Annotated in this window: 20 protein-coding genes; 17 read left to right on the top strand and 3 right to left on the bottom strand. The window is 34.5% G+C overall.

Translation table 11 applies throughout. The features are described from left to right. Positions 1 to 68 precede the first annotated feature (68 nt). The 17 genes from porW (at position 69) to IR213_RS01200 (ending at position 16,526) form a co-directional block, all read left to right on the top strand. Positions 69 to 2,882: a type IX secretion system periplasmic lipoprotein PorW/SprE gene (porW, locus tag IR213_RS01280; RefSeq protein WP_228479056.1), complete on the top strand. Its 2,814-nt coding sequence runs from the start codon at positions 69 to 71 to the stop codon at positions 2,880 to 2,882. Positions 2,883 to 2,885: 3 nt separating this feature from the next. Then, positions 2,886 to 3,299 carry a bactofilin family protein gene (locus IR213_RS01275; protein WP_194310498.1) on the top strand — a complete coding sequence of 138 codons (414 nt, stop codon included), beginning with the start codon at positions 2,886 to 2,888 and terminating at the stop codon, positions 3,297 to 3,299. After that, a complete protein-coding gene (locus IR213_RS01270; RefSeq protein WP_194310497.1) occupies positions 3,259 to 3,489 on the top strand; it encodes an AtpZ/AtpI family protein in 231 nt (76 codons plus the stop codon). The genes IR213_RS01275 and IR213_RS01270 overlap by 41 nt, the downstream gene beginning before the upstream one ends. A 10-nt stretch (positions 3,490 to 3,499) precedes the next feature. Further along, entirely contained in the window at positions 3,500 to 3,898 is a 399-nt protein-coding gene (locus IR213_RS01265; RefSeq protein ID WP_194310496.1) for a hypothetical protein, read from the top strand. 116 nt (positions 3,899 to 4,014) lie between these two features. Further along, the gene (gene atpB / locus IR213_RS01260) at positions 4,015 to 5,154 is read left to right on the top strand and encodes a F0F1 ATP synthase subunit A (protein WP_194310495.1); all 1,140 of its coding nucleotides are present in this window, start codon (positions 4,015 to 4,017) and stop codon (positions 5,152 to 5,154) included. A 101-nt stretch (positions 5,155 to 5,255) separates the two neighbouring features. After that, positions 5,256 to 5,447: an ATP synthase F0 subunit C gene (gene atpE / locus IR213_RS01255; RefSeq protein WP_073367797.1), complete on the top strand. Its 192-nt coding sequence runs from the start codon at positions 5,256 to 5,258 to the stop codon at positions 5,445 to 5,447. Positions 5,448 to 5,530: 83 nt separating this feature from the next. Next, complete coding sequence (locus IR213_RS01250; RefSeq protein WP_194310494.1) at positions 5,531 to 6,031, top strand: F0F1 ATP synthase subunit B; 501 nt, start codon at positions 5,531 to 5,533, stop codon at positions 6,029 to 6,031. Position 6,032: 1 nt separating this feature from the next. Further along, complete coding sequence (atpH, locus tag IR213_RS01245) at positions 6,033 to 6,566, top strand: ATP synthase F1 subunit delta (protein ID WP_194310493.1); 534 nt, start codon at positions 6,033 to 6,035, stop codon at positions 6,564 to 6,566. Positions 6,567 to 6,582: 16 nt separating this feature from the next. Further along, positions 6,583 to 8,160 (top strand): F0F1 ATP synthase subunit alpha, encoded by a 1,578-nt coding sequence (gene atpA, locus IR213_RS01240; protein WP_194310492.1) that lies wholly within the window; start codon positions 6,583 to 6,585, stop codon positions 8,158 to 8,160. Between the two features lie 70 nt (positions 8,161 to 8,230). Further along, a complete protein-coding gene (gene atpG / locus IR213_RS01235) occupies positions 8,231 to 9,091 on the top strand; it encodes an ATP synthase F1 subunit gamma (RefSeq protein WP_194310491.1) in 861 nt (286 codons plus the stop codon). 172 nt (positions 9,092 to 9,263) lie between these two features. Beyond that, on the top strand, positions 9,264 to 9,668 hold the full coding sequence (locus IR213_RS01230) for a GNAT family N-acetyltransferase (RefSeq protein ID WP_194310609.1): 405 nt from the start codon (positions 9,264 to 9,266) through the stop codon (positions 9,666 to 9,668). A 97-nt stretch (positions 9,669 to 9,765) separates the two neighbouring features. Next, entirely contained in the window at positions 9,766 to 11,232 is a 1,467-nt protein-coding gene (locus tag IR213_RS01225) for a lipopolysaccharide biosynthesis protein (protein WP_194310490.1), read from the top strand. A gap of 122 nt (positions 11,233 to 11,354) precedes the next feature. Beyond that, on the top strand, positions 11,355 to 11,789 hold the full coding sequence (dut, locus tag IR213_RS01220) for a dUTP diphosphatase (protein WP_194310489.1): 435 nt from the start codon (positions 11,355 to 11,357) through the stop codon (positions 11,787 to 11,789). Positions 11,790 to 11,996: 207 nt separating this feature from the next. After that, positions 11,997 to 13,007, top strand: a complete 1,011-nt coding sequence (locus IR213_RS01215) for a sugar phosphate nucleotidyltransferase (RefSeq protein WP_194310488.1) — start codon at positions 11,997 to 11,999, stop codon at positions 13,005 to 13,007. Between the two features lie 35 nt (positions 13,008 to 13,042). Next, on the top strand, positions 13,043 to 14,392 hold the full coding sequence (locus IR213_RS01210; RefSeq protein WP_194310487.1) for a tetratricopeptide repeat protein: 1,350 nt from the start codon (positions 13,043 to 13,045) through the stop codon (positions 14,390 to 14,392). Between the two features lie 8 nt (positions 14,393 to 14,400). After that, positions 14,401 to 15,198, top strand: a complete 798-nt coding sequence (locus IR213_RS01205) for a DUF4292 domain-containing protein (protein WP_194310486.1) — start codon at positions 14,401 to 14,403, stop codon at positions 15,196 to 15,198. A gap of 23 nt (positions 15,199 to 15,221) precedes the next feature. Next, positions 15,222 to 16,526 carry a murein hydrolase activator EnvC family protein gene (locus tag IR213_RS01200; RefSeq protein ID WP_194310485.1) on the top strand — a complete coding sequence of 435 codons (1,305 nt, stop codon included), beginning with the start codon at positions 15,222 to 15,224 and terminating at the stop codon, positions 16,524 to 16,526. Between the two features lie 75 nt (positions 16,527 to 16,601). Here IR213_RS01200 and IR213_RS01195 read toward each other — a convergent pair whose 3' ends face one another. Genes IR213_RS01195 through IR213_RS01185 form a run of 3 tightly spaced genes read right to left on the bottom strand, consistent with a single transcriptional unit; the run spans position 16,602 to position 19,989 of the window. Further along, positions 16,602 to 17,552 carry a transglutaminase family protein gene (locus tag IR213_RS01195; protein WP_194310484.1) on the bottom strand — a complete coding sequence of 317 codons (951 nt, stop codon included), beginning with the start codon at positions 17,550 to 17,552 and terminating at the stop codon, positions 16,602 to 16,604. Positions 17,553 to 17,556: 4 nt separating this feature from the next. Next, on the bottom strand, positions 17,557 to 18,510 hold the full coding sequence (locus IR213_RS01190; protein ID WP_194310483.1) for an alpha-E domain-containing protein: 954 nt from the start codon (positions 18,508 to 18,510) through the stop codon (positions 17,557 to 17,559). A gap of 42 nt (positions 18,511 to 18,552) precedes the next feature. After that, complete coding sequence (locus IR213_RS01185; RefSeq protein ID WP_194310482.1) at positions 18,553 to 19,989, bottom strand: circularly permuted type 2 ATP-grasp protein; 1,437 nt, start codon at positions 19,987 to 19,989, stop codon at positions 18,553 to 18,555. Positions 19,990 to 20,095: the final 106 nt, after the last annotated feature.

The raw sequence follows: 20,095 nt of genomic DNA, 5'->3' as shown, positions 1-20,095 counted from the left end.
GAAACGTATTTTTACCAGTCATTATACTAAAATGCTCTTTTAAAAGTTAAATGATAAACTGTTTCCCATTGAAAACCAAGACACTTAAACACACCTTCTCTATAGCATTTTTAATTATCTTAGTAGCTTGTTCTACCAAGAAAGACACATTTTTGGCCAGAAATTCTCATGCTTTAAGCACAAGAGACAATATTTTATATAACGGTCAAATAGGCTTAAACAAAGGAATTGAAGGTATAAAAGCAGAAGGTAAAGACAATTTTTGGAAACGATTGCCTGTCGAAAGAATGCAAATTAAAGAAGACAATACTCCCGATGGAAAATCGAAAAACGCCAATTTTGAACTAGCCGAAGCTAAAGCCACCAAAGCAATTCAAAAACACTCCATGAATATTGGAGGTCAAGAAAAAAATTATCAAATTGACGAGGCGTATTTACTCCTTGGCAAAGCCCGTTATTATGACCAACGATTTATTCCTGCATTAGACGCTTTCAATTATATTTTATACAAATATACCAACAGCAGCAATATATATCAGGCTAAAATTTGGAGAGAAAAAGCCAATATGCGTTTAGGAAATGACATACAGGTCATAAAAAACATATCCAAACTTCTGGATGAAAAAAAGCTTAAAAAACAGAATATTGCTGACGCCAACGCACTTTTAGCCGAAACATTTTTAAATGTTGAAGAAAAAGACAGCGCTATTGCCAAATTAAAAATCGCTGTAAATTTCACCAAAGTAAACTACGAAAAAGCAAGATATCACTTTATCCTTGGACAACTATATCAAGAATTAAGCAAAAGAGACAGCGCTATTATTAGCTATCAATCCGTAATAAATATGAATAGAAAAGCGGAAAGAGAATATATTATTCAAGCGTATGCTAAGAAAGCCCAATTATTTGATTTTGAAAACGGAGATGCAAACGCCTTTGTAAAAACCTATAACAGACTGGTTGCAGACAGAGAAAACCGACCATTTTTAGATATTATCTATTATGAAATGGGTGTTTTTTATGATAAACAAAACAATCAGAAATTAGCCAAAAAATTTTACAATGCTTCTCTTAAAACAAATTCTAAAGACGCCTATTTAGTGGCTTCAAATTATAGGGATTTGGGGAATATGCATTTTAAAAATACGGAATATTCAATAGCTGCTAAATATTATGACAGCACTTTAGTTAAAATGGATGTTAAAACCAGAGAATACATTCATATTAAAAAAGTAAGAAAAGATTTAGATGAAGTAATTGAATATGAATCTGTTGCCAAAAGGAATGATAGCATATTAAATGTAGTTGCTATGTCAGATAAAGACAGGAATTTATACTTTGAAGATTACATCGGCAAATTAAAAAAGTCAGATGAGAACAAAAAAATCTTGGAAGAAAAACAGAAAGCCAAACTTGAAAACATTCAAAGAAACAGTTTAACCACTGCTGATGATCCTGCAACTGGAGTTCAGCAAGCAGGGAAATCAATAAAAAAACCAGGACTTGCGCCACCTTCAATTACAAATACTTCAGCGAATAATACAGCTAACACTTTTTATTTTTACAATCCATCAACAGTAGCTTTTGGAAAAGTAGAATTCCAAAAAAGATGGGGAAACAGAGCATTAAGTGGCAATTGGAGATTGCCTTCCAATACAACAAACGCTGTTGAAGAAGACGTGACAGATGCAAAAAGCCCAACTTCGGAAGGGAAAGCCGCCGAAGCAGAAACACCTCAATACACTACCGCTTTTTATTTAGACCAGCTTCCAAAAACACAAGCAGAAATAGACAGTATTGCTAAAGAAAGAAACTTTGCGTATTATCAACTTGGAGTTATTTACAAAGAAAAATTCAAGGAATATCAATTGGCGAGCAACAAGCTTGACCTATTGTTACAGCATAATCCAGAAGAAAAATTAGTACTTCCGACGATGTATAATTTGTATAAAATTTATCAAATTACAAATAGTGCAAAGGCAGAAGAGATGAAAAACCGAATTTCCAGCCAATATCCGGATTCTCGCTATGCACAAATCATTAACAATACAAATTCTAATTCAATATCTGAAACAGAAACATCTGAAAATGAATATAATAAATGGTATAAATTATATCAGGAAGAGCAATTTGTCTTTGTTTTAGAAAAAATAGACGGATTAATTATTCAATTTTTTGGAGATGAGATTGTGCCAAAATTTGAATTGCTTAAGGCAAATACCATTGGGAAACTCCAAGGATTAGAAGCCTATAAAAAAGCAATGCAATTTGTTGCTGATAATTATCCAAATAGTGAAGAAGGCAAGAACGCTCAGGATATTTTGACTACCCAAATTCCGTTATTGGAGAAACTGAATTTCACAACAAGGGATACTAAAAATTGGAAAATACTTTATAATGTTGGTAAACTTGAAGATAAAAGCACAAAAGCATTAGAAGAAAACATCAAGAAATTCATAGCAGGCGAAAACATCAATAAGCTATCCTATACATATGATATTTATACCGAAAAAGAGAATTTCATAACAGTTCAGGGCATAACATCAGAAGCGTATGCGAAAAATATTGCCTCAATAATGAAAGACGATAAAAAATATAAAATTACGGAACCGGCGATTGTAATTTCAGATGAAAACTATAAAGTAGTTCAAATCAAGAAAAATCTAGCAGAATATTTGGCATCGCCAAAAGTTACTCCTGTTTCTGTTCAACAGGCAGTAGTTCCTCAACAAACAGTTCCTCAGCCTGTAAATCCAGACCAAGCAGCTCCAAAACAAAGAACATCAAAACAAGGAATGCCCCAAGTAACAAGACCTCCAACTGAAATTCCGACTACTGATGACAAAGACAATCCGAATCCTAATTCACCTCCAAAGCCGTAAATTATGTTTGATAAAAAACCAAAATCATATACTGAACTTCTTGGAAAAACAAATAGAATTGTTGAAGGAACAATAATTAAAGGAGATATTATTTCTCACGCCGACTTTAGACTTGATGGAGAATTAACAGGAAATTTTAAATCGAAAGGAAAAATTGTTATTGGTCCGGCAGGAAGTGTTACCGGCGATATTGTTTGTAAAAATGCCGATATTGAAGGAAAATTTAATGGAAAAATTCACGTTGCCGAAATACTGAATGTGAAACATAAAGCCAGCATTCACGGAGAAGTAATTTGCGAAAAATTATCAGTTGAGCCAGGCGCTGACTTTAGCGCTTCCTGTATGATGAAAACCAATTCAAAAAATCTCATTGCAAATGACGGACAATCAAGACCCGAAGAAGCAAACCAACAATAAATGGCTCGCTCTTATTAATATTCCCATTCAAATGGGAACAATCATTTTTTTGTTTGCGTATTTTGGAAACTGGCTGGACGAGAAATACCCAAATTCTCATAATATTTATGTCAAAATCTTGGTGTTGGTAGGGGTAGCCATTGCATTTTACAACATTAACCGTCAATTAAAAGACATCAACAAATCGTAATAAAATCGAAATGAATTTTAAAAAATACAAACCCATTATTGAAGTTTTACTCCTTTCAATTCTGGTTTATCTTGCACATAAACTATTTTTTTTCCTAAACAACAACAATCCAAATTTTCAGGGATTTCATTTTCCAATAGAAACCATCTATGGATTTTTCTTCATTTGTTCCATTCTAATAATTCTTGTGCTTATTAAGGTTAAAGAAAAAAACATTGACAATGTAGGTTACACTTTTTTATTGGTAACTTGTATCAAGATGGGCTTCTCTTATGCTGTTTTGTCTCCCATACTACATTCTGGAAATCCAAATGTAAGAATCGAAAAAATTGATTTTTTCTTCATTTTCGCCTTGTTTTTAACGATAGAAACCATTGTAACAGCCAGAATTTTAAATAAAAAGCAATAGATTATTTTTAAAAAGAGATTTATGCCATTTTTTTTATTTATTGCTTTTGGCATATTAATTTAAAATGTACCTTTGCACCCAATTTCAGAAAGTAAAAATTAAGATAATTTACAGTTATGGTGATTTCAAACAAACCACTTCAATTTATAATAGCATTTTTAATAGCCTGTCTTCCACTATTTGGTTTTGCCAATACCCCATCGGAAGTCACACCAGTACAAACTGAAACAACCGCTGTTGCGAACGAAGCTGCTCCTAAAGCAGAAGGCGAAACATCGGAAATTAAAGAACAAATTAAAGAAGTAATTGGACATCACGTTCTTGACGGTCACGAATTCTCACTTTTTGCTGACGCAGCAACCGGAGAACATTATGGATTTCCTTTGCCGATAATTCTTTGGGATAATGGGGTTCAATTTTTTTCTTCTTCAAAATTCAATCACGGAGAAGCAGTTGCGGAATCAAACGGAAATTTCTACAAACTACACCACGAAAAGATATACAAAACGGATGCTGCGGGGACATTAACAGGAGACGAGCACAATCCAACAAACGCAAAACCTATTGATCTATCTATTACAAAAGGAGTTTTAACAATTATGGTTGTTGCTTTGTTGATGTTTTTATTATTTACAAGCTTAGCAAAATCATATACTAAAAATGGTGGTATTTCTGCGGGTGCCGGACGTTTTTTCGAACCAATCGTATTGTATGTTCGTGATGAAATTGCGATTCCAAACATTGGTGAAAAGCACTATAAAAAATATATGAGTTATTTATTGACCATCTTTTTCTTTGTATGGTTCTTAAATATCTTTGGTTTAACACCACTAGGAATCAACGTTACAGGAAATATCGCCATTACTTTTGGATTAGCGGTAATCACATTTATAATCACAAATCTTACAGCGAACAAGAATTATTGGGGACACATTTTCTGGATGCCAGGTGTTCCGACACCAATGAAAATTATTTTAGCTCCAATAGAATTGTTGGGAGTATTTATCAAACCATTCGCATTAATGATACGTTTGTACGCAAATATTTTTGCTGGACATATTGTATTGATGAGTTTGATAGGATTGATATTTATTTTCAAAAGTTGGTTGGGAAGCAGCTTGTCATTTATGTTGTCATTTGCTATTTCAATCATCGAAATATTAGTTGCGTTGTTACAAGCTTACATTTTTACAATGTTATCGGCATTGTATTTTGGATCGGCAGTTGAGGAGCATCATCACGAAGAAGCGCACTAAAAAGGTTAAAAGTTAGAAGTTATTTGTCGAGAATTTTTCAACATTTAACGAATAACGTATAGCCATTAAAAGAGAATGTTTAATTTTTAATACATATTTTTATGGAAATTCCTAAAATCGTTGGAGCAGGATTAGTAGTTATTGGAGCAGGTATTGGTATTGGTAGAATCGGTGGTTCAGCAATGGATGCAATCGCTCGTCAACCAGAAGCTACTGGAAAAATTCAAACAGCAATGCTTATTGCAGCTGCGCTTATTGAAGGTATTGGATTTGCAGCTTTATTCGCTGTATAATTCTTCAAGACAAAAAGCTGTAACGGTTGGTTGCAGCTTTTGTTTTTAAAATTAAATTAAAAGAATACAATTAAAGACATATTATGGAAAAGTTAATAAATGATTTTTCGTTTGGATTATTTATCTGGCAAACAATAATTTTTGTGGGATTAATTTTCCTATTGAAAAAATTTGCTTGGAAACCTATTTTAGATGCCGTTAACGAAAGAGAAGAAGGTATAAAAAATGCCTTGCTTTCTGCTGATAATGCCAGAAAAGAAATGCAAAATCTTCAAGCGGATAATCAACGTATTTTACAAGAAGCAAGATTAGAACGCGATGCAATGTTAAAAGATGCTCGTGAGATCAAAGAAAAAATGGTTTCAGATGCCAAAAACGAAGCGCAAGCCCAAGGTCTAAAAATGATCGAACAAGCGAAAGCTGCAATCGAAAGTGAAAAAAATGCCGCTTTGGCAGAATTGAAACTTCAGGTTTCTACCTTGTCTATTGAAATTGCCGAGAAATTATTAGAAGACGAATTATCTAACAAAGCTACTCAAGTAAAATTAGTGGAAAAAATGTTAGGCGACGCTAAATTAAGCTAATATGTCAGGTACAAGAGCAGCAATACGTTACGCAAAAGCCATTCTGGAAATCGCAGACTCCAAAAAAGTAGCTTCTGAAGTTAGTGCTGATATGGCATTGATTTCTTCTACCATAGATAGCAATGCGGAATTGAATATTTTTATTCAAAGTCCAACCATTAAAGTAGAGCAAAAAGAAAATGCACTTTTAGAAGTTTTTGCGAATGCAAATGCAGTAACAAAAAGTCTTTTTCATCTGTTATTGGAAAACAAAAGATTTGAAATTTTGGATGTCATTGCATCAGAATACAACAAATTGTTTGATATTATGAACGGTGTTGAAGTGGCGAAAGTTACAACAGCCATTCCTATGGATGCAGCTTTGGAAGCTAAAGTTTCAGCTAAAATCGCAACATTTTCAGACAAGAAAATTACGATTGAAAACACAGTAGATCCATCTATCATTGGAGGATTTATTTTAAGAATAGGCGACAAACAATACAATGGTTCAGTCGCTAACAGATTACAAGTTTTAAAAAGAGAATTGAATAACTAGTTATTTATAAATAATTATGGCGGAAATTAAACCTGCTGAGATTTCAGCAATATTAAGAAAACAAGTCGAAGCATTCGAAACTGGAGCTACACTTGAAGAAGTTGGATCAGTACTAAATGTAGGAGATGGAATTGCTCGTGTTTACGGACTTTCTAATGTTCAATATGGTGAACTTGTAGAATTTGACAATGGTCTTGAGGCTATTGTTCTGAATCTTGAAGAAGACAATGTTGGCGTGGTACTTTTAGGACCATCAACAGGAATCAAAGAAGGTTCAACTGTAAAAAGAACACAACGTATTGCCTCTCTTAAAACAGGAGAAGGAATGGTAGGTCGTGTAGTAAACACGCTTGGTTTTCCAATAGATGGTAAAGGACCAATTACAGGTGAATTATTCGAAATGCCTTTAGAAAGAAAAGCTCCTGGAGTTATCTTCCGTCAGCCAGTTACTGAGCCATTACAAACCGGTATCAAAGCAGTAGATGCAATGATTCCAGTAGGTCGTGGACAACGTGAGCTAGTTATTGGCGACCGTCAAACAGGTAAATCTACCGTTTGTTTGGATACCATTTTGAATCAAAAAGAATTTTACGATGCAGGAAAACCTGTATTTTGTATATACGTTGCCATTGGACAAAAAGCGTCAACGGTAGCAGGAATAGCAAAAATGTTGGAAGAAAGAGGCGCAATGGCTTACACAGTAATTGTGGCTGCTAATGCTTCTGATCCTGCTCCAATGCAAGTTTATGCTCCAATGGCGGGTGCTGCAATTGGAGAATATTTTAGAGATTCAGGTCGTCCAGCTTTGATTGTTTATGATGATTTATCTAAACAAGCTGTTGCATATCGTGAGGTTTCTCTTTTGTTGAGAAGACCACCAGGACGTGAAGCATATCCTGGAGACGTTTTTTACTTGCACTCTCGTTTATTAGAAAGAGCTTGTAAAGTAATTGCCGATGACGGAATTGCAAAAAACATGAACGATTTACCAGATTCTTTGAAAGGTATCGTAAAAGGTGGTGGTTCTTTGACTGCTTTACCAATTATCGAAACTCAAGCTGGTGACGTTTCTGCTTATATTCCAACTAACGTAATTTCGATTACTGATGGTCAGATTTTCCTTGATGGTGATTTGTTTAATTCAGGAGTTCGTCCGGCGATTAACGTAGGTATTTCGGTATCACGTGTGGGTGGAAATGCTCAAATTAAATCAATGAAAAAAGTAGCAGGTACTTTGAAACTTGACCAAGCACAATACCGTGAATTAGAAGCGTTTGCTAAATTTGGTTCTGATTTGGATGCGGTTACTTTAAACGTAATCGAAAAAGGAAAAAGAAACGTTGAGATCTTGAAACAAAATCTTAATGACCCTTATACTGTTGAAAATCAAACTGCCATTATCTATGCGGGTTCAAAAAACTTGTTGCGTAATGTTCCTGTTAATAAAGTGAAAGAATTCGAGAAGGATTATTTAGAATACTTGAACAACAAACACAGAGATATTCTTGATGCTTTGAAAGCAGGAAAATTAACTGACGAAATTACAGATGTACTTGAATCAGTTGCAAAAGAAATTTCAGCGAAATATAACTAATTAGTGAATAGTGAAAAGTGAGTAGTTTATACTATTCACTTTTCACGACTCACTCTTCACTATAAATAAAATGGCAAATTTAAAGGAAATCCGTAATAGAATTACTTCCGTTTCATCGACGATGCAGATTACTGCTGCGATGAAAATGGTTTCTGCAGCAAAGCTAAAGAAAGCGCAAGACGCTATTACAGCGATGCGCCCTTATGCCGAAAAATTAACGGAATTATTGCAAAATCTTTCAGCTACTCTTGATGGAGATGTTGGAGGAGAATTCACAACACAACGTGAAGTAAAAAAAGTACTGGTTGTTGCCATCACTTCAAACAGAGGTTTGTGTGGAGCTTTCAACAGTAATGTAATTAAGGAAGTTAAAAACCGTGCTGATTATTACGTAGGAAAACAAGTAGATGTTTTTGCCATTGGTAAAAAAGGAAACGACATTCTGACCAAAACACTTTCTGTGGTAGACAATCAAAGTCACGTTTTTGATCATTTGACTTTTGATAATGTTACCGTTATTGCTGAAACATTGACACAGAAATTTGTTTCCGGAGAATATGACAAAATCGAATTGGTTTACAACCAATTTAAAAATGCAGCGACTCAAATCGTTCAAACAGAACAGTTTTTGCCTTTAGCTCCAATAAAATCAGATAAACCGGCTTCAACTGGTGATTACATTTTTGAACCATCCAAAGAAGAAATTGTGTTGACTTTGATTCCAAAATCATTGAAAACTCAATTATATAAAGGAATTAGAGATTCATTTGCCTCTGAACACGGAGCGCGTATGACTGCAATGCACAAAGCAACAGACAACGCAACGGAATTGAGAGACCAATTGAAATTAACTTATAACAAAGCACGTCAAGCCGCAATTACTAATGAGATTCTTGAGATCGTTGGTGGAGCGGAAGCTTTGAAAGGATAAGAAAAATTTTTTAATTTTTCAAATCTTCAAAATGCGAAGCTTTGAAAAGATAAGATTTTTATTCTAAAATTTATAAAGTTCTGCAATTGCAGGACTTTTTTTTGCTTAATTTTATACCATAATAATAACATTCTAAACTTTGAAAACAATAGAAATTACTACATTCGACGAAATGTATGCCCAAATAGAAATAATCCGTCATTTGTACCCTAATATTTCCGATGAAAAATACAAATTCTATCTTGAAGCAATGATTCCTCACAATTACACTCAGGTTGCCGTTTTTGAAGGCGATGAATGCATTGGACTTACAGGTTTATGGTATGGAATCAAACTTTGGTCAGGAAAATATATGGAAATCGATAATTTCATCGTTCATCCCGATCATCGTTCTAAGGGAATTGGAAAAATGCTAACCGATTATGTCAATCAAAAAGCAATAGATTTGGGCTGCACGATGATTGTTCTTGACGCTTTTACCGGAAATTTCACCGCTCATCGTTTCTATTACAATCAAGGTTATAATCCCAGAGGCTTTCACTTTATCAAAACGTTGAATGAAGATGGATTGACATAGCCCGAAGCTTTATAAACTATTTGGTTTGAATCAATAAATTCAGTTTTAAACCAAAGAAATGGTTATTTTTGTTGCATAAAAATTTAAAAAGAAACCCTTGGGATTATATAAAAATCTTTTCAAACAAACAGCCATTTACGGACTTGCAACGGTTTTACCGCGTATGTTGAGTTTTTTGTTGGTGCGATTATACACAGGAATATTACCGACCGCCGAATACGGTGAAGTTTCCATTCTGCTTTCTTGGATGGTATTCTTCAACGTGATTTTGTCTTACGGAATGGAAACCGCTTTTTTCCGATTTTATAATTCCGAAAAAGACAAGCAAAACGTAATTGCAACCACAACAATTTCTATATTTTGGTCAACGATTTTCTTCCTTTTTGGAGCCTTGATTTTCAGGAATTCTTTAGCAACATTGGCAAATGTCGACGTACAATATATCACGTATTCCATTTGGATTTTAGCGTTGGATGCTTTGGTAATCGTTCCGTTTTCGAAACTTCGTGCGAATCAACGTCCAATAATGTATGCCGCAATCAAGATAGGAAACGTGATGGTCAACTTGATTCTCAACATTTTCTTTTTGCTGTTTTTACCAAAATTAGCAGCAGCCAATCCCAATTCATTCATCGATAATTTATACATCGAACACTTCGAAATAGGATATATTTTCGTTGCCAATTTATTAGCAAGTTTACTGACATTAGTCGTGCTTTCGCCAAATTACCTTTCCTTAAACCGAAAATTCGACACTCTACTTTGGAAAAAAATGATGCAATACGGTTTGCCAATTCTCGTGGCTGGAATCGCTTTTGCAGTTAACGAGCATTTCGATAAAATACTATTGGGTTATTTGCTTCCGGAGAACATTGCAAAATCCGAAGTTGGAGCGTATTCCGCTTGTTACAAACTCGGTTTGTTTATGGTTTTGTTTGCGACAGCCTTTCGTTTGGGAATTGAGCCTTTCTTTTTCAGTCATTCCGGTAACGAAAAAGCGCCGGAAACTTATGCAGTCATCACCAAGTATTTCGTGATAATGGGGTCACTAATTCTCCTTGCAGTAATCGTTTTTGCCGATGTTTTAAAATTCTTGTTGCTCGATAACAAATCCTATTGGGAAGCAATGAAAGTGGTCCCGTTAATCATTTTGGCTAACTTTTGTCTGGGTATTTACAACAACCTTTCCGTTTGGTACAAATTGACTGATAAGACCAAAATAGGCGCTTATATTTCAATTGTGGGCGCAGTACTTACTTTGGTTTTAAACTATTTTTTAATTCCAAAATACAGTTATTATGGCTCGGCAATCGCCACCATTGCAGCTTACGGAAGCATGATGATTATTTCCTACGTACTCGGAAATAAATATTACCCAATTCCTTATGATATGGAGAAGATAGGTGGTTATTTAGGATTGTCAATCCTCTTTTCAGCGATTTCTTTCTACGGATTTAGAGAAAATTATTTCGTCGGAATTCCATTATTAATCGGGTTTATGTATTTTGTATATCACAACGAAAAAGAAACATTAAAAAGAATGTTGAGAAGAAAAGCGAGTTAGATTTTTTGGAGCTATTTCCTGCTATCCGTTACAATATTTTCTTTTTTGCTGCCAAAAAAGAAAAGGATTTTCACTTCTATCAGGGCTAAAAACACTAATAAACTAAATCAAAAAATATCAAAATGACCATCAAAATCATCAACAAATCACAACACAACTTGCCCAACTACGAAACCATAGCTTCGGCAGGAATGGATTTAAGAGCCAATCTAACCGAATCCATAACCTTAAAACCATTAGAAAGAGCCATCGTAAAAACGGGACTTTTCATCGAATTGCCCATAGGTTACGAAGCTCAAGTTCGTCCCAGAAGTGGCTTGGCAGCCAAAAAAGGAATAACAGTCCTCAATTCCCCCGGAACTGTAGATGCAGATTATCGTGGAGAAATTGGTGTGATTTTAGTAAATTTATCAAATGAAGTTTTCGTTATCGAAAACGGCGAACGCATTGCCCAACTCATCATCGCAAAACACGAAAGAGCCGAATGGATTGAAGTTCAAGAATTATCCGAAACTTCAAGAGGTGAGGGCGGTTTTGGAAGTACGGGAGTGAAGTAAGTATTAAGTGTTCAGTCGCAGTGAGCAGCTGAGAATTGGGCTTTTATTCCAAATAAAAACCCGTGGAAATCGGTTTAATCCGTTTAATCTGTGGCCAAAAATTAATAAAACAAACTTCGTGAACTTTGCGAAACCTTCGCAACTTTGCGGTTAAATAATAAATTAATAAGAGGATGGGATTGCTTCGTTCCTCGCAATGACAAAAACATGAAAATAATAGTACCAATGGCTGGACGAGGTTCCAGATTAAGACCACACACATTAACCATTCCTAAACCCTTAATTCCAATTGCCGGAAAACCTATCGTACACCGTTTGGTTGAAGATATTGCAGGAGTTTTGAATCAAGATATTGAAGAAATAGCCTTTATCATTCACGAAAGTTTTGGGAAAAAAGTGGAAGAAGATTTAATCGCCATTGCTGAAAAATTGGGTTCAAAAGGAACTATTTATTACCAAAACGAAGCACTTGGAACAGGTCACGCCATTATGTGTGCCAAAGAGTCGCTGAGCGGACCAGCCGTTATTGCTTATGCAGACACTTTAATTCGCGCCGATTTCGATTTAGATCAAAATGCTGATAGTGTGATTTGGGTAAAACAAGTAGATCAACCGGAAGCTTTTGGTGTGGTCAACTTAAATGAAGCCAATCAAATTATTGAATTGGTTGAAAAACCTAAGGAATTTGTTTCAGACCTTGCCGTTATCGGAATTTACTATTTTAAAGATGTTGCAGTTTTGAAAAATGAACTTCAATACGTGTTGGATAACAACATTATTAACGGTGGAGAATATCAAATTAATGACGGAATAAAGCAAATGATGGCAAAAGGTATGGTTTTTGTACCTGGAGAAGTCGCTGAATGGATGGATTGCGGAAATAAAAACGTTACGGTTGAAACCAATTCCAGAATGCTAGGTTTCTTACACAACGATGGAGAGCATTTGGTAGATTATGATGTGAAATTAGAGAATTCAACCATTATTCCACCTTGTTATATTGGTGAAGATGTGGTCTTGATTAATGCAACAGTGGGTCCAAATGTGTCTTTAGGGAAAGGATGTCACGTGAGTAACAGTTCGATAAAAAATAGTTTGGTGCAAACCCATACTCACATAAAAAACGCCAATTTAGACAATGCAATGATAGGAAGCCATGCTAGTTTTGACGGTAATTTTACAAGCATTAGTATAGGAGATTATTCGGTGTTGGAATAATAAAAACCATTGCGCTCATTGGTAAAAACGATTAAATGAAAAAAGCGGTTTTATTCTTTTTATTCATAGTTTTGCTTTGCAATCCGACTCTGCTATTGGCACAAACGGAACCAGAATCAATTGTGCCAGAAACGGACAAATTCGAGGATTATTTCTATGAGTCTTTGAAGCAAAAAGGAATCGAGAATTATGACAAAGCCATAGAGGCATTGGAAGAATGTTCGAAAATTAAACCCAATAATGCCACTGTTTATTTTGAATTGGGAAAAAATTATTTAGCATCGAAAGATTATGAAAACGCCTATAAATCATTCGAAAAAGCTACCCAAATTGACCCAAAAAACAAATGGTTTTGGCTTGGAATCTATGATGTAAATTATCAAACCAAGAATTACAACCAAGCTATAATTGCGGTCAATAAATTGATTGAGTTTAACGAGGTGTATAAGGAAGATTTGGTTTCGCTTTATATGAACACGCAACAATTTGACAAAGCGCTCGATCTCATTAATGAGTTGAACGATAAAGTTGGAAAAACAGAAAGAAGAGAATCCTACAAAATGCAGATTTTGTCTCAAGGGAAATATCAAAATGCCGAGATTACCAATCTAATCGACCAAATCAATAAATATCCAAAGTTAGAATCTAATTATATTGATTTAATTAAACTGTATTCGGAGAATAATGAAAACGAAAAAGCACTTGATATTACTAAAAAACTAGAAGCGGAAATTCCAACTTCAGAATGGGCACAAGTGAGTTTGTTTAAGTATTATCTGGATAATAATGAAGGACAGAAAGCAATAGCTTCGATGAATGTAGTTTTGGCAAGCACGAAAATAGATTCCAAAATAAAACATCGGATACTGAATGAATTTTTGATTTTTGTGAATACAAATCCACAGTATGCAACGGATTTGGAGAAAGCAATTTCTTATTTTGATAAAGATCCAGATGTCAATGTAGCAAAGGAAATTGGGAAATATTATCACAATAAAAAGCAATGGGGCAAAGCCATTCAATATTATGAACTTGCTTTAAAAAATAATTCAGGCGAAGACATTGAAACTAATTTGCTCTTGCTCCAGTCTTATGTCGAAACGAAACAATTTGAATTGGTGGCCAAAAAAGCAACAGCATTGGTAGAAATTTACCCAAGTCAACCCCAGTTTTATTATTTTTCCGGTTTGGCAAACAATCAATTGAAGCAATTCAAAAAAGCCAGAGAAATATTGGAAATGGGTATGGATTTTGTGGTTGACGATGTGGTTTTGGAAGTCAATTTCAATATTCAATTGGGTGAAGCCTACAATGGTTTGGGCGATTTCAAGAAAAAGGAATTGTATTTTTATAAAGCCAATCAATTATTAAAAGATAAAAAATAAGAATTAAAATGAATAAATTTTTGACAAAAACAGTAGCTGTTTTTATGGTTTGCTTTTTAAGTTCGTTGGCACTCGTGTCGTGCAAATCGAAAGCGGCAGTGGTAGGGGTGACCAAAAATGAAATCCGAATGAGTTCCTATAAAATAATAGAAAACTACTACAACAATAAAAATGAATTTTCGACATTATATATAAAAGCGAATGCACATTTTGCTAACGAGAAACAAACACAGAATGTTACAGCCGAAATAAAAATAAAGAAAGACGAACAAATTTTGATTAGCATTCGATTTTTGGGAATCACAATGGCAAAAGCATCAATCACGCCAACATCAGTAAGCTATTATGAAAAGATAAACGGCGATTATTATGAAGGCGATTTCAGTGCACTAAGCCAATTATTGGGAACCGATTTAAATTTCGATAAAGTTCAAAATATGTTATTGGGAAGAGTGATCGATGATTTAAAAAAAGGAAAATACACGGAGTCGTCTGCCGACCAAGTCTATAGATTGGATGACACATCTGATGATAACACCAAGAAATCCTTTTATTTTGATGCCGATAAATTTTTGGTGAATAAACAGGAAATCACACAAACTAACGAGGGAAGAATGATTCAGGTTGTGTATTCAAACCAAAAAGAATTCAATGAAATGATTTTGCCTTTGGCCATTAATATAGACACTTATCAAAAGAAAGGCAAAACCGAAATTAATTTGGAATACAACACGGTAACCTTTAATGAAAAACTTTCTTTTCCTTATAGTGTTCCAAATGATTACAAAAGAATTATAATTAAGTAAGTTTGCATAAATATATTTTTAAGATGCCAAAATTTCTCCTAAGCCTGATTTTTATGTGTATGACTTCACTAATGTGGAGCCAATCAACCCAACAAGAAAAATTAGAAGAACGAAAAGCCCAAATACAACAAGAAATAAGGGATAATGAAAGGCTTTTGCAAACGGTAAAGAAAAAAGAAAAATCAGCCGTAAATGTGATTGTCATTCAAGGCAATAAAATAAAGCTTAAAGAAAAGTTGATAAATACTACTGAAAAGCAAACCAGGTTGTTGAGCAATGATATGTATATAAACCAAGTCCAAATCAACAAATTAAAAAAGGAACTTGTCATACTCAAAGAAGATTATGCCAGAATGATTGTAAAATCATATAAAAGTCGTTCTGAGCAAAGCCGTGCGATGTTCATTCTATCGTCCAATAGTTTCCTGCAGGCCTATAAAAGAGCTCAGTATATGAAACAATATACCAACTACCGAAAATTGCAAGGAGAGGAAATTAAATCTAAATCAGACCAACTTATTGTTTACAACGGAAAATTGGATGTTCAAAAAACGGCCAAGCAAAAACTGATTGCTGAAAATGAAAAAGAAAGATTGTCACTATTGAAAGAAAAACAGGAACAACAGGTACTGGTTGATTCCATCAAAAAAGACAAGAAAAAAATTGCTGCCGAAATCAAGAAAAAACAACAGGAATCAAAAGCTATTGACAGACAAATAGACAGATTGATACGTGAAGCCATTGCTGAAGCCAACAGAAAAGCAGCATTGGAAAAAGCATTGGAAAAAGCAAAAGCAGAATCCAAGGGAGAAACAAATGAAGAAATAAAAACACGTGCCAAAGCCATTGTTTCTTCTTCAGCCGCAGTATCTTCATCGAGAATAATATTGACTGCAGAATCAAAAATACTTGCTGATAATTTCAGAGCTAATAGAGGAAAATTACCTTGGCCTGTAGAAAAAGGATTTGTTTCATTGCCTTTTGGTGATCAGCCACATCCACAATTTGCTTCCTTAACAATTCACAATAGCGGCGTAGAAATAACAACAGATCAAGGCGCTGCCGCTAGAGCTGTATTTGGTGGCGAAGTAACGAGTGTTATTGTTTTATCTCCGGTAAATAAAGCAGTGGTGATACAACACGGGGATTATTTCACGGTATATCAAAACTTAAGTTCCGTGTACGTGAGTAAAGGCGATAAAGTAAGTATAAAACAAAGCATTGGTAAAGTAAGAACTAATGGTGAAACAGGAAAAACAATACTTAAGTTTACTATTTCACAAAATACAACTTACAACAATCCGGCAAGTTGGTTGTATAATATGTGATATTTCAGTTAGTATTATACAAAAACAGCGCCATTTTATCTCTAAATAAAATGGCGCTGCAGCATTAAGGATTTATTATTGTTGTTGTTGTTGTTGTTGTTGTTCTTTGTAGTTAAGCTGCTTTTGTTCTTCTATCGAAACTTCCTGAAGTTTCACATCATTTATTTCCTCAAATTGCCTTCCATCTTCGTAACCAATGGAAACACACACAGAAAGTGTTTGTTTGGAAAGACCTTTGAAAGTTCCTTTTACGGGAGTACAATCATTAAAATTTCGTCCAACAGAAAGTTTTACATGATTATCCATTGTCCAAATGTTATTGGTTGGATCAAGCCCAAGCCAACCTTGTGTTGGACTATAAAATTCTACCCAAGCATGCGTTGCGCCTTCTCCTCTAAGACCATTTTCGTTAGGACAAATATAGCCACTCACATATCTAGCAGGAATACCGGCTGTGCGTAAGAGTTGTAGTAATATGTGGGCAAAGTCTTGGCAAACGCCCTTTTTAATCTCTAAAATTTCATCTATGGTAGTTTCTATATTTGTAATTCCTTTAGTGTAGATAAAGGTTTTAAACACATAATAATTACATTGTTGGGCAATTTCTATAATTGGTTTGCCAACACAATTTATCTTTTTTAAGATGGCAATAATTTTCTTTTGTTTAGTAATGGTCTCCGGATAAGAAAGCCGAAGCAGTGCAATGCTTTTTCCTTTTTCTTTTTCCAAATCTTGAACTGTGGCAGTATCAATTTCTGGTATTTTGAGTGAATGATTTACCCGTACAAGCATTCTTGATTCGATGGTCATTTCTTCATGAACCTCTAAATTATCGAAATTTCCAACCCTATTACCATAATAATCTTTCGAAATTTGAACATCTGGATTATTGGTTATCAAGAGTTGGTGTTGCAACACGTCCTGATTGTCAAAATTGTGAGGGAATAAACGAATTTCGTTGATACTCTCCTTAATTGGCCAATTGTATTGGTATTTTGTAATGTGAACTATTTTGAAAACCGCCATTTTTTTAAGTATAGGAGAAGAATAATTTTGAGAAATCTGTCGAAAACTGGATCAGTTGAGTTCTTGTGTTATTTAGCATTTCCTCTAGTTGCTGTCCAGTCAAGTGATGATAGTCTGTATATTCTACATAACTTTTTAATCTGCCAAATTGATTCTTCAATGTTCTTGCTTCGCTCAAGTTATTGTCTTTAAAAAGGTAGTCTAAATATTTATCGATATACCCTAATGTGTAAATTACAGAATGTGCAAAATCTCTGTTGAAAATCACATGTTGTACAACTTTACGATTGTGTGAAATGTTACTGTAACTTTTTAAATATTGTTCGTAACCCGACAGTGACAATAATAATCTTCTCCAATACAATAAGTCTTCCTCTCCGTCAAGATTATAATTAATGGGCTTGTAGTAAGCTTGTGTTACCGAAATAGTTTGTAAGCAGCGTTCGATATGTTTACCAACACAAGAAAAACACCAACCCATTCCTCTTGGCATTGTAACTTGAAGTATCCCATTATATAGTAAAAGGTCTTTGTTGAGTTTGGTAATAATGTTTAGTGCTTCATGGGTTTCTAACTTTTTAGGCAAATCTGGAGAATTCATGAAATGATACAGAGAATTGATGTGTTCCCAAAGTTCTTTGGTTATCTTGTCTTGGGAACCTCTTGCATTTTCGCGCGCTTTAATGACAAGATTTTTTACGGAATTAGTATTTTGATTATCACAAATGATATACTTCAACACAAAATTAGTGTCGTATTGGGACTGAATCATTTGATTTTTTGACAAATTGGTGTAGTGTTCCAATAGTGGTTTATATCCTTGAGAATCATTCATCTCTTTGTCAAAAGACAAGATGTAGAATGTGTTTAGGGTAAGCAGCATTCCATCAGCTCTCTCCATATATCTATTAAGCCAAAACATTCCATCCGCCACGCGGCTGAGCATATTTGTTTTCATTTTATTGTGTTTTTTTAAAAAAATAAAAGCCTTTTTTTTAATTTATCCAATAATCCATGTGTCCTTGCTACCTCCTCCTTGAGAAGAGTTGACTACCAAAGAACCTTCTGTTAATGCTACCCGAGTAAGTCCGCCGGGAACTATTTCAACACCATTTGGACCACATAAAGCATAAGGTCTTAAATCTACGTGTCGTAATTTAAGTTCGCCATTTATAAAACAAGGAACTGTGCTGAGTTGAATAATAGGTTGTGCGATAAAATTTCGAGGATTTTCAAGTATTGCAACCTTTCCGTTTTTAAGTTCTTTTTCGGAGGCTTTATTGCCCATAATCATTCCATAGCCACCACTTCCGTTAGTCTCCTTAATGACCATATTTTCCATATTGGCAAATACCATTTCTCGTTCTTCCTTATTTTCCATTTGATAGGTTGGAACATTGTTAAGAATGGGCTCTTCGTTGAGATAATATCGTATCATATCCGGAACATAAGCATAGACTGCTTTATCATCAGCAACTCCATTTCCCACTGCATTAACCAAGGCTACATTTCCTTGTTTATAAGCGCTTATAAGTCCCGGAACGCCTAAAGCGCTGTCGGGTTTAAAAACTAAAGGGTCAAGGTATTCATCGTCAAGGCGTCTGTATATCACATCTACTTGGTGAAGTCCCGAAGTGGTTTTCATATACACTTTGTTGTTGCTTACAACTAAATCCCGTCCTTCTACTAATGGAATCCCCATTTGCCTTGCCAAAAAAGTATGCTCATAATAAGCCGAATTATAAATACCGGGTGTAAGCAAAACGACATTTGGATTTGATGTATTTCTTGGAGATAAAGAAACAAGTATGTTATGAAAAATCATCGGATAATTCCCTACCATGCTTACTTGATTAGCAGAAAGCATCTCGGGAAATATACGTTTAGTAATCTCCCTGTTTTCCAGCATGTAGCTAACTCCGCTCGGACATCTTAAATTGTCTTCCAAGACATAAAATTCACCCTTAGCGCCCCTGATTAAATCAATTCCGGCAATGTGTATGTGAATGTTATGAGGCACTTTTATTCCGTGAACTTCCTGAATATAATGTGGGCAAGATGCTATTAATGCTGCGGGAATAACTCCTTCTTTTATAATTAGCTGTTCATTGTAGATATCTTCTAAAAATAAGTTGAGTGCTTTTAACCTTTGTTTTATTCCAGATTCTACTCCAAGCCATTCTTTTTGGGCAATAATTCTCGGGATAATATCAAATGGAAAAATTCTTTCAATTCCTTGATTGTCATCGCTATAAACCGTAAAAGTGATGCCTTGATTCATAAACAAATCACTTGCTTGCTTTTGTTTTTGATTTAGATTTTCAGGATTTAGATTTTCTAATGTTTGAAGCACTTTGCGGTAAGAGCTCCTGACCCCTTTATTTGAAAACATTTCATCCCAACCGTTTGGATTTAATTTAGGTATCAAATCTATCATAGCATCTATTATTAAATATTCAAACTTTAAAGTTTTCCGTTAAAAAAACAACTGATTTACACAAATTTATTAATTTATTTTCGTCAAAACGTTTGTTTTATTGAAT

It is taken from the genome of Flavobacterium soyangense (genome assembly GCF_015277675.1).
GTDB lineage: Bacteria > Bacteroidota > Bacteroidia > Flavobacteriales > Flavobacteriaceae > Flavobacterium > Flavobacterium soyangense.
Note: the sequence above shows the minus strand (reverse complement) of the source record. Positions and strands in the feature narration are given on the sequence as shown.

Bases quoted from the DNA above. Each gene is read 5' to 3' on its own strand.
- dut (WP_194310489.1), top strand. From the start codon at position 11,355: ATGACCATCAAAATCATCAACAAATCACAACACAACTTGCCCAACTAC.
- IR213_RS01185 (WP_194310482.1), bottom strand. From the start codon at position 19,989: ATGATAGATTTGATACCTAAATTAAATCCAAACGGTTGGGATGAAATG.
- IR213_RS01250 (WP_194310494.1), top strand. From the start codon at position 5,531: ATGGAAAAGTTAATAAATGATTTTTCGTTTGGATTATTTATCTGGCAA.
- atpA (WP_194310492.1), top strand. From the start codon at position 6,583: ATGGCGGAAATTAAACCTGCTGAGATTTCAGCAATATTAAGAAAACAA.
- IR213_RS01195 (WP_194310484.1), bottom strand. From the start codon at position 17,552: ATGGCGGTTTTCAAAATAGTTCACATTACAAAATACCAATACAATTGG.
- atpE (WP_073367797.1), top strand. From the start codon at position 5,256: ATGGAAATTCCTAAAATCGTTGGAGCAGGATTAGTAGTTATTGGAGCA.
- IR213_RS01215 (WP_194310488.1), top strand. From the start codon at position 11,997: ATGAAAATAATAGTACCAATGGCTGGACGAGGTTCCAGATTAAGACCA.
- IR213_RS01275 (WP_194310498.1), top strand. From the start codon at position 2,886: ATGTTTGATAAAAAACCAAAATCATATACTGAACTTCTTGGAAAAACA.
- atpB (WP_194310495.1), top strand. From the start codon at position 4,015: ATGGTGATTTCAAACAAACCACTTCAATTTATAATAGCATTTTTAATA.
- IR213_RS01230 (WP_194310609.1), top strand. From the start codon at position 9,264: ATGTATGCCCAAATAGAAATAATCCGTCATTTGTACCCTAATATTTCC.
- IR213_RS01190 (WP_194310483.1), bottom strand. From the start codon at position 18,510: ATGAAAACAAATATGCTCAGCCGCGTGGCGGATGGAATGTTTTGGCTT.
- IR213_RS01210 (WP_194310487.1), top strand. From the start codon at position 13,043: ATGAAAAAAGCGGTTTTATTCTTTTTATTCATAGTTTTGCTTTGCAAT.
- IR213_RS01265 (WP_194310496.1), top strand. From the start codon at position 3,500: ATGAATTTTAAAAAATACAAACCCATTATTGAAGTTTTACTCCTTTCA.
- IR213_RS01200 (WP_194310485.1), top strand. From the start codon at position 15,222: ATGCCAAAATTTCTCCTAAGCCTGATTTTTATGTGTATGACTTCACTA.
- IR213_RS01270 (WP_194310497.1), top strand. From the start codon at position 3,259: ATGACGGACAATCAAGACCCGAAGAAGCAAACCAACAATAAATGGCTC.
- IR213_RS01205 (WP_194310486.1), top strand. From the start codon at position 14,401: ATGAATAAATTTTTGACAAAAACAGTAGCTGTTTTTATGGTTTGCTTT.
- atpG (WP_194310491.1), top strand. From the start codon at position 8,231: ATGGCAAATTTAAAGGAAATCCGTAATAGAATTACTTCCGTTTCATCG.
- atpH (WP_194310493.1), top strand. From the start codon at position 6,033: ATGTCAGGTACAAGAGCAGCAATACGTTACGCAAAAGCCATTCTGGAA.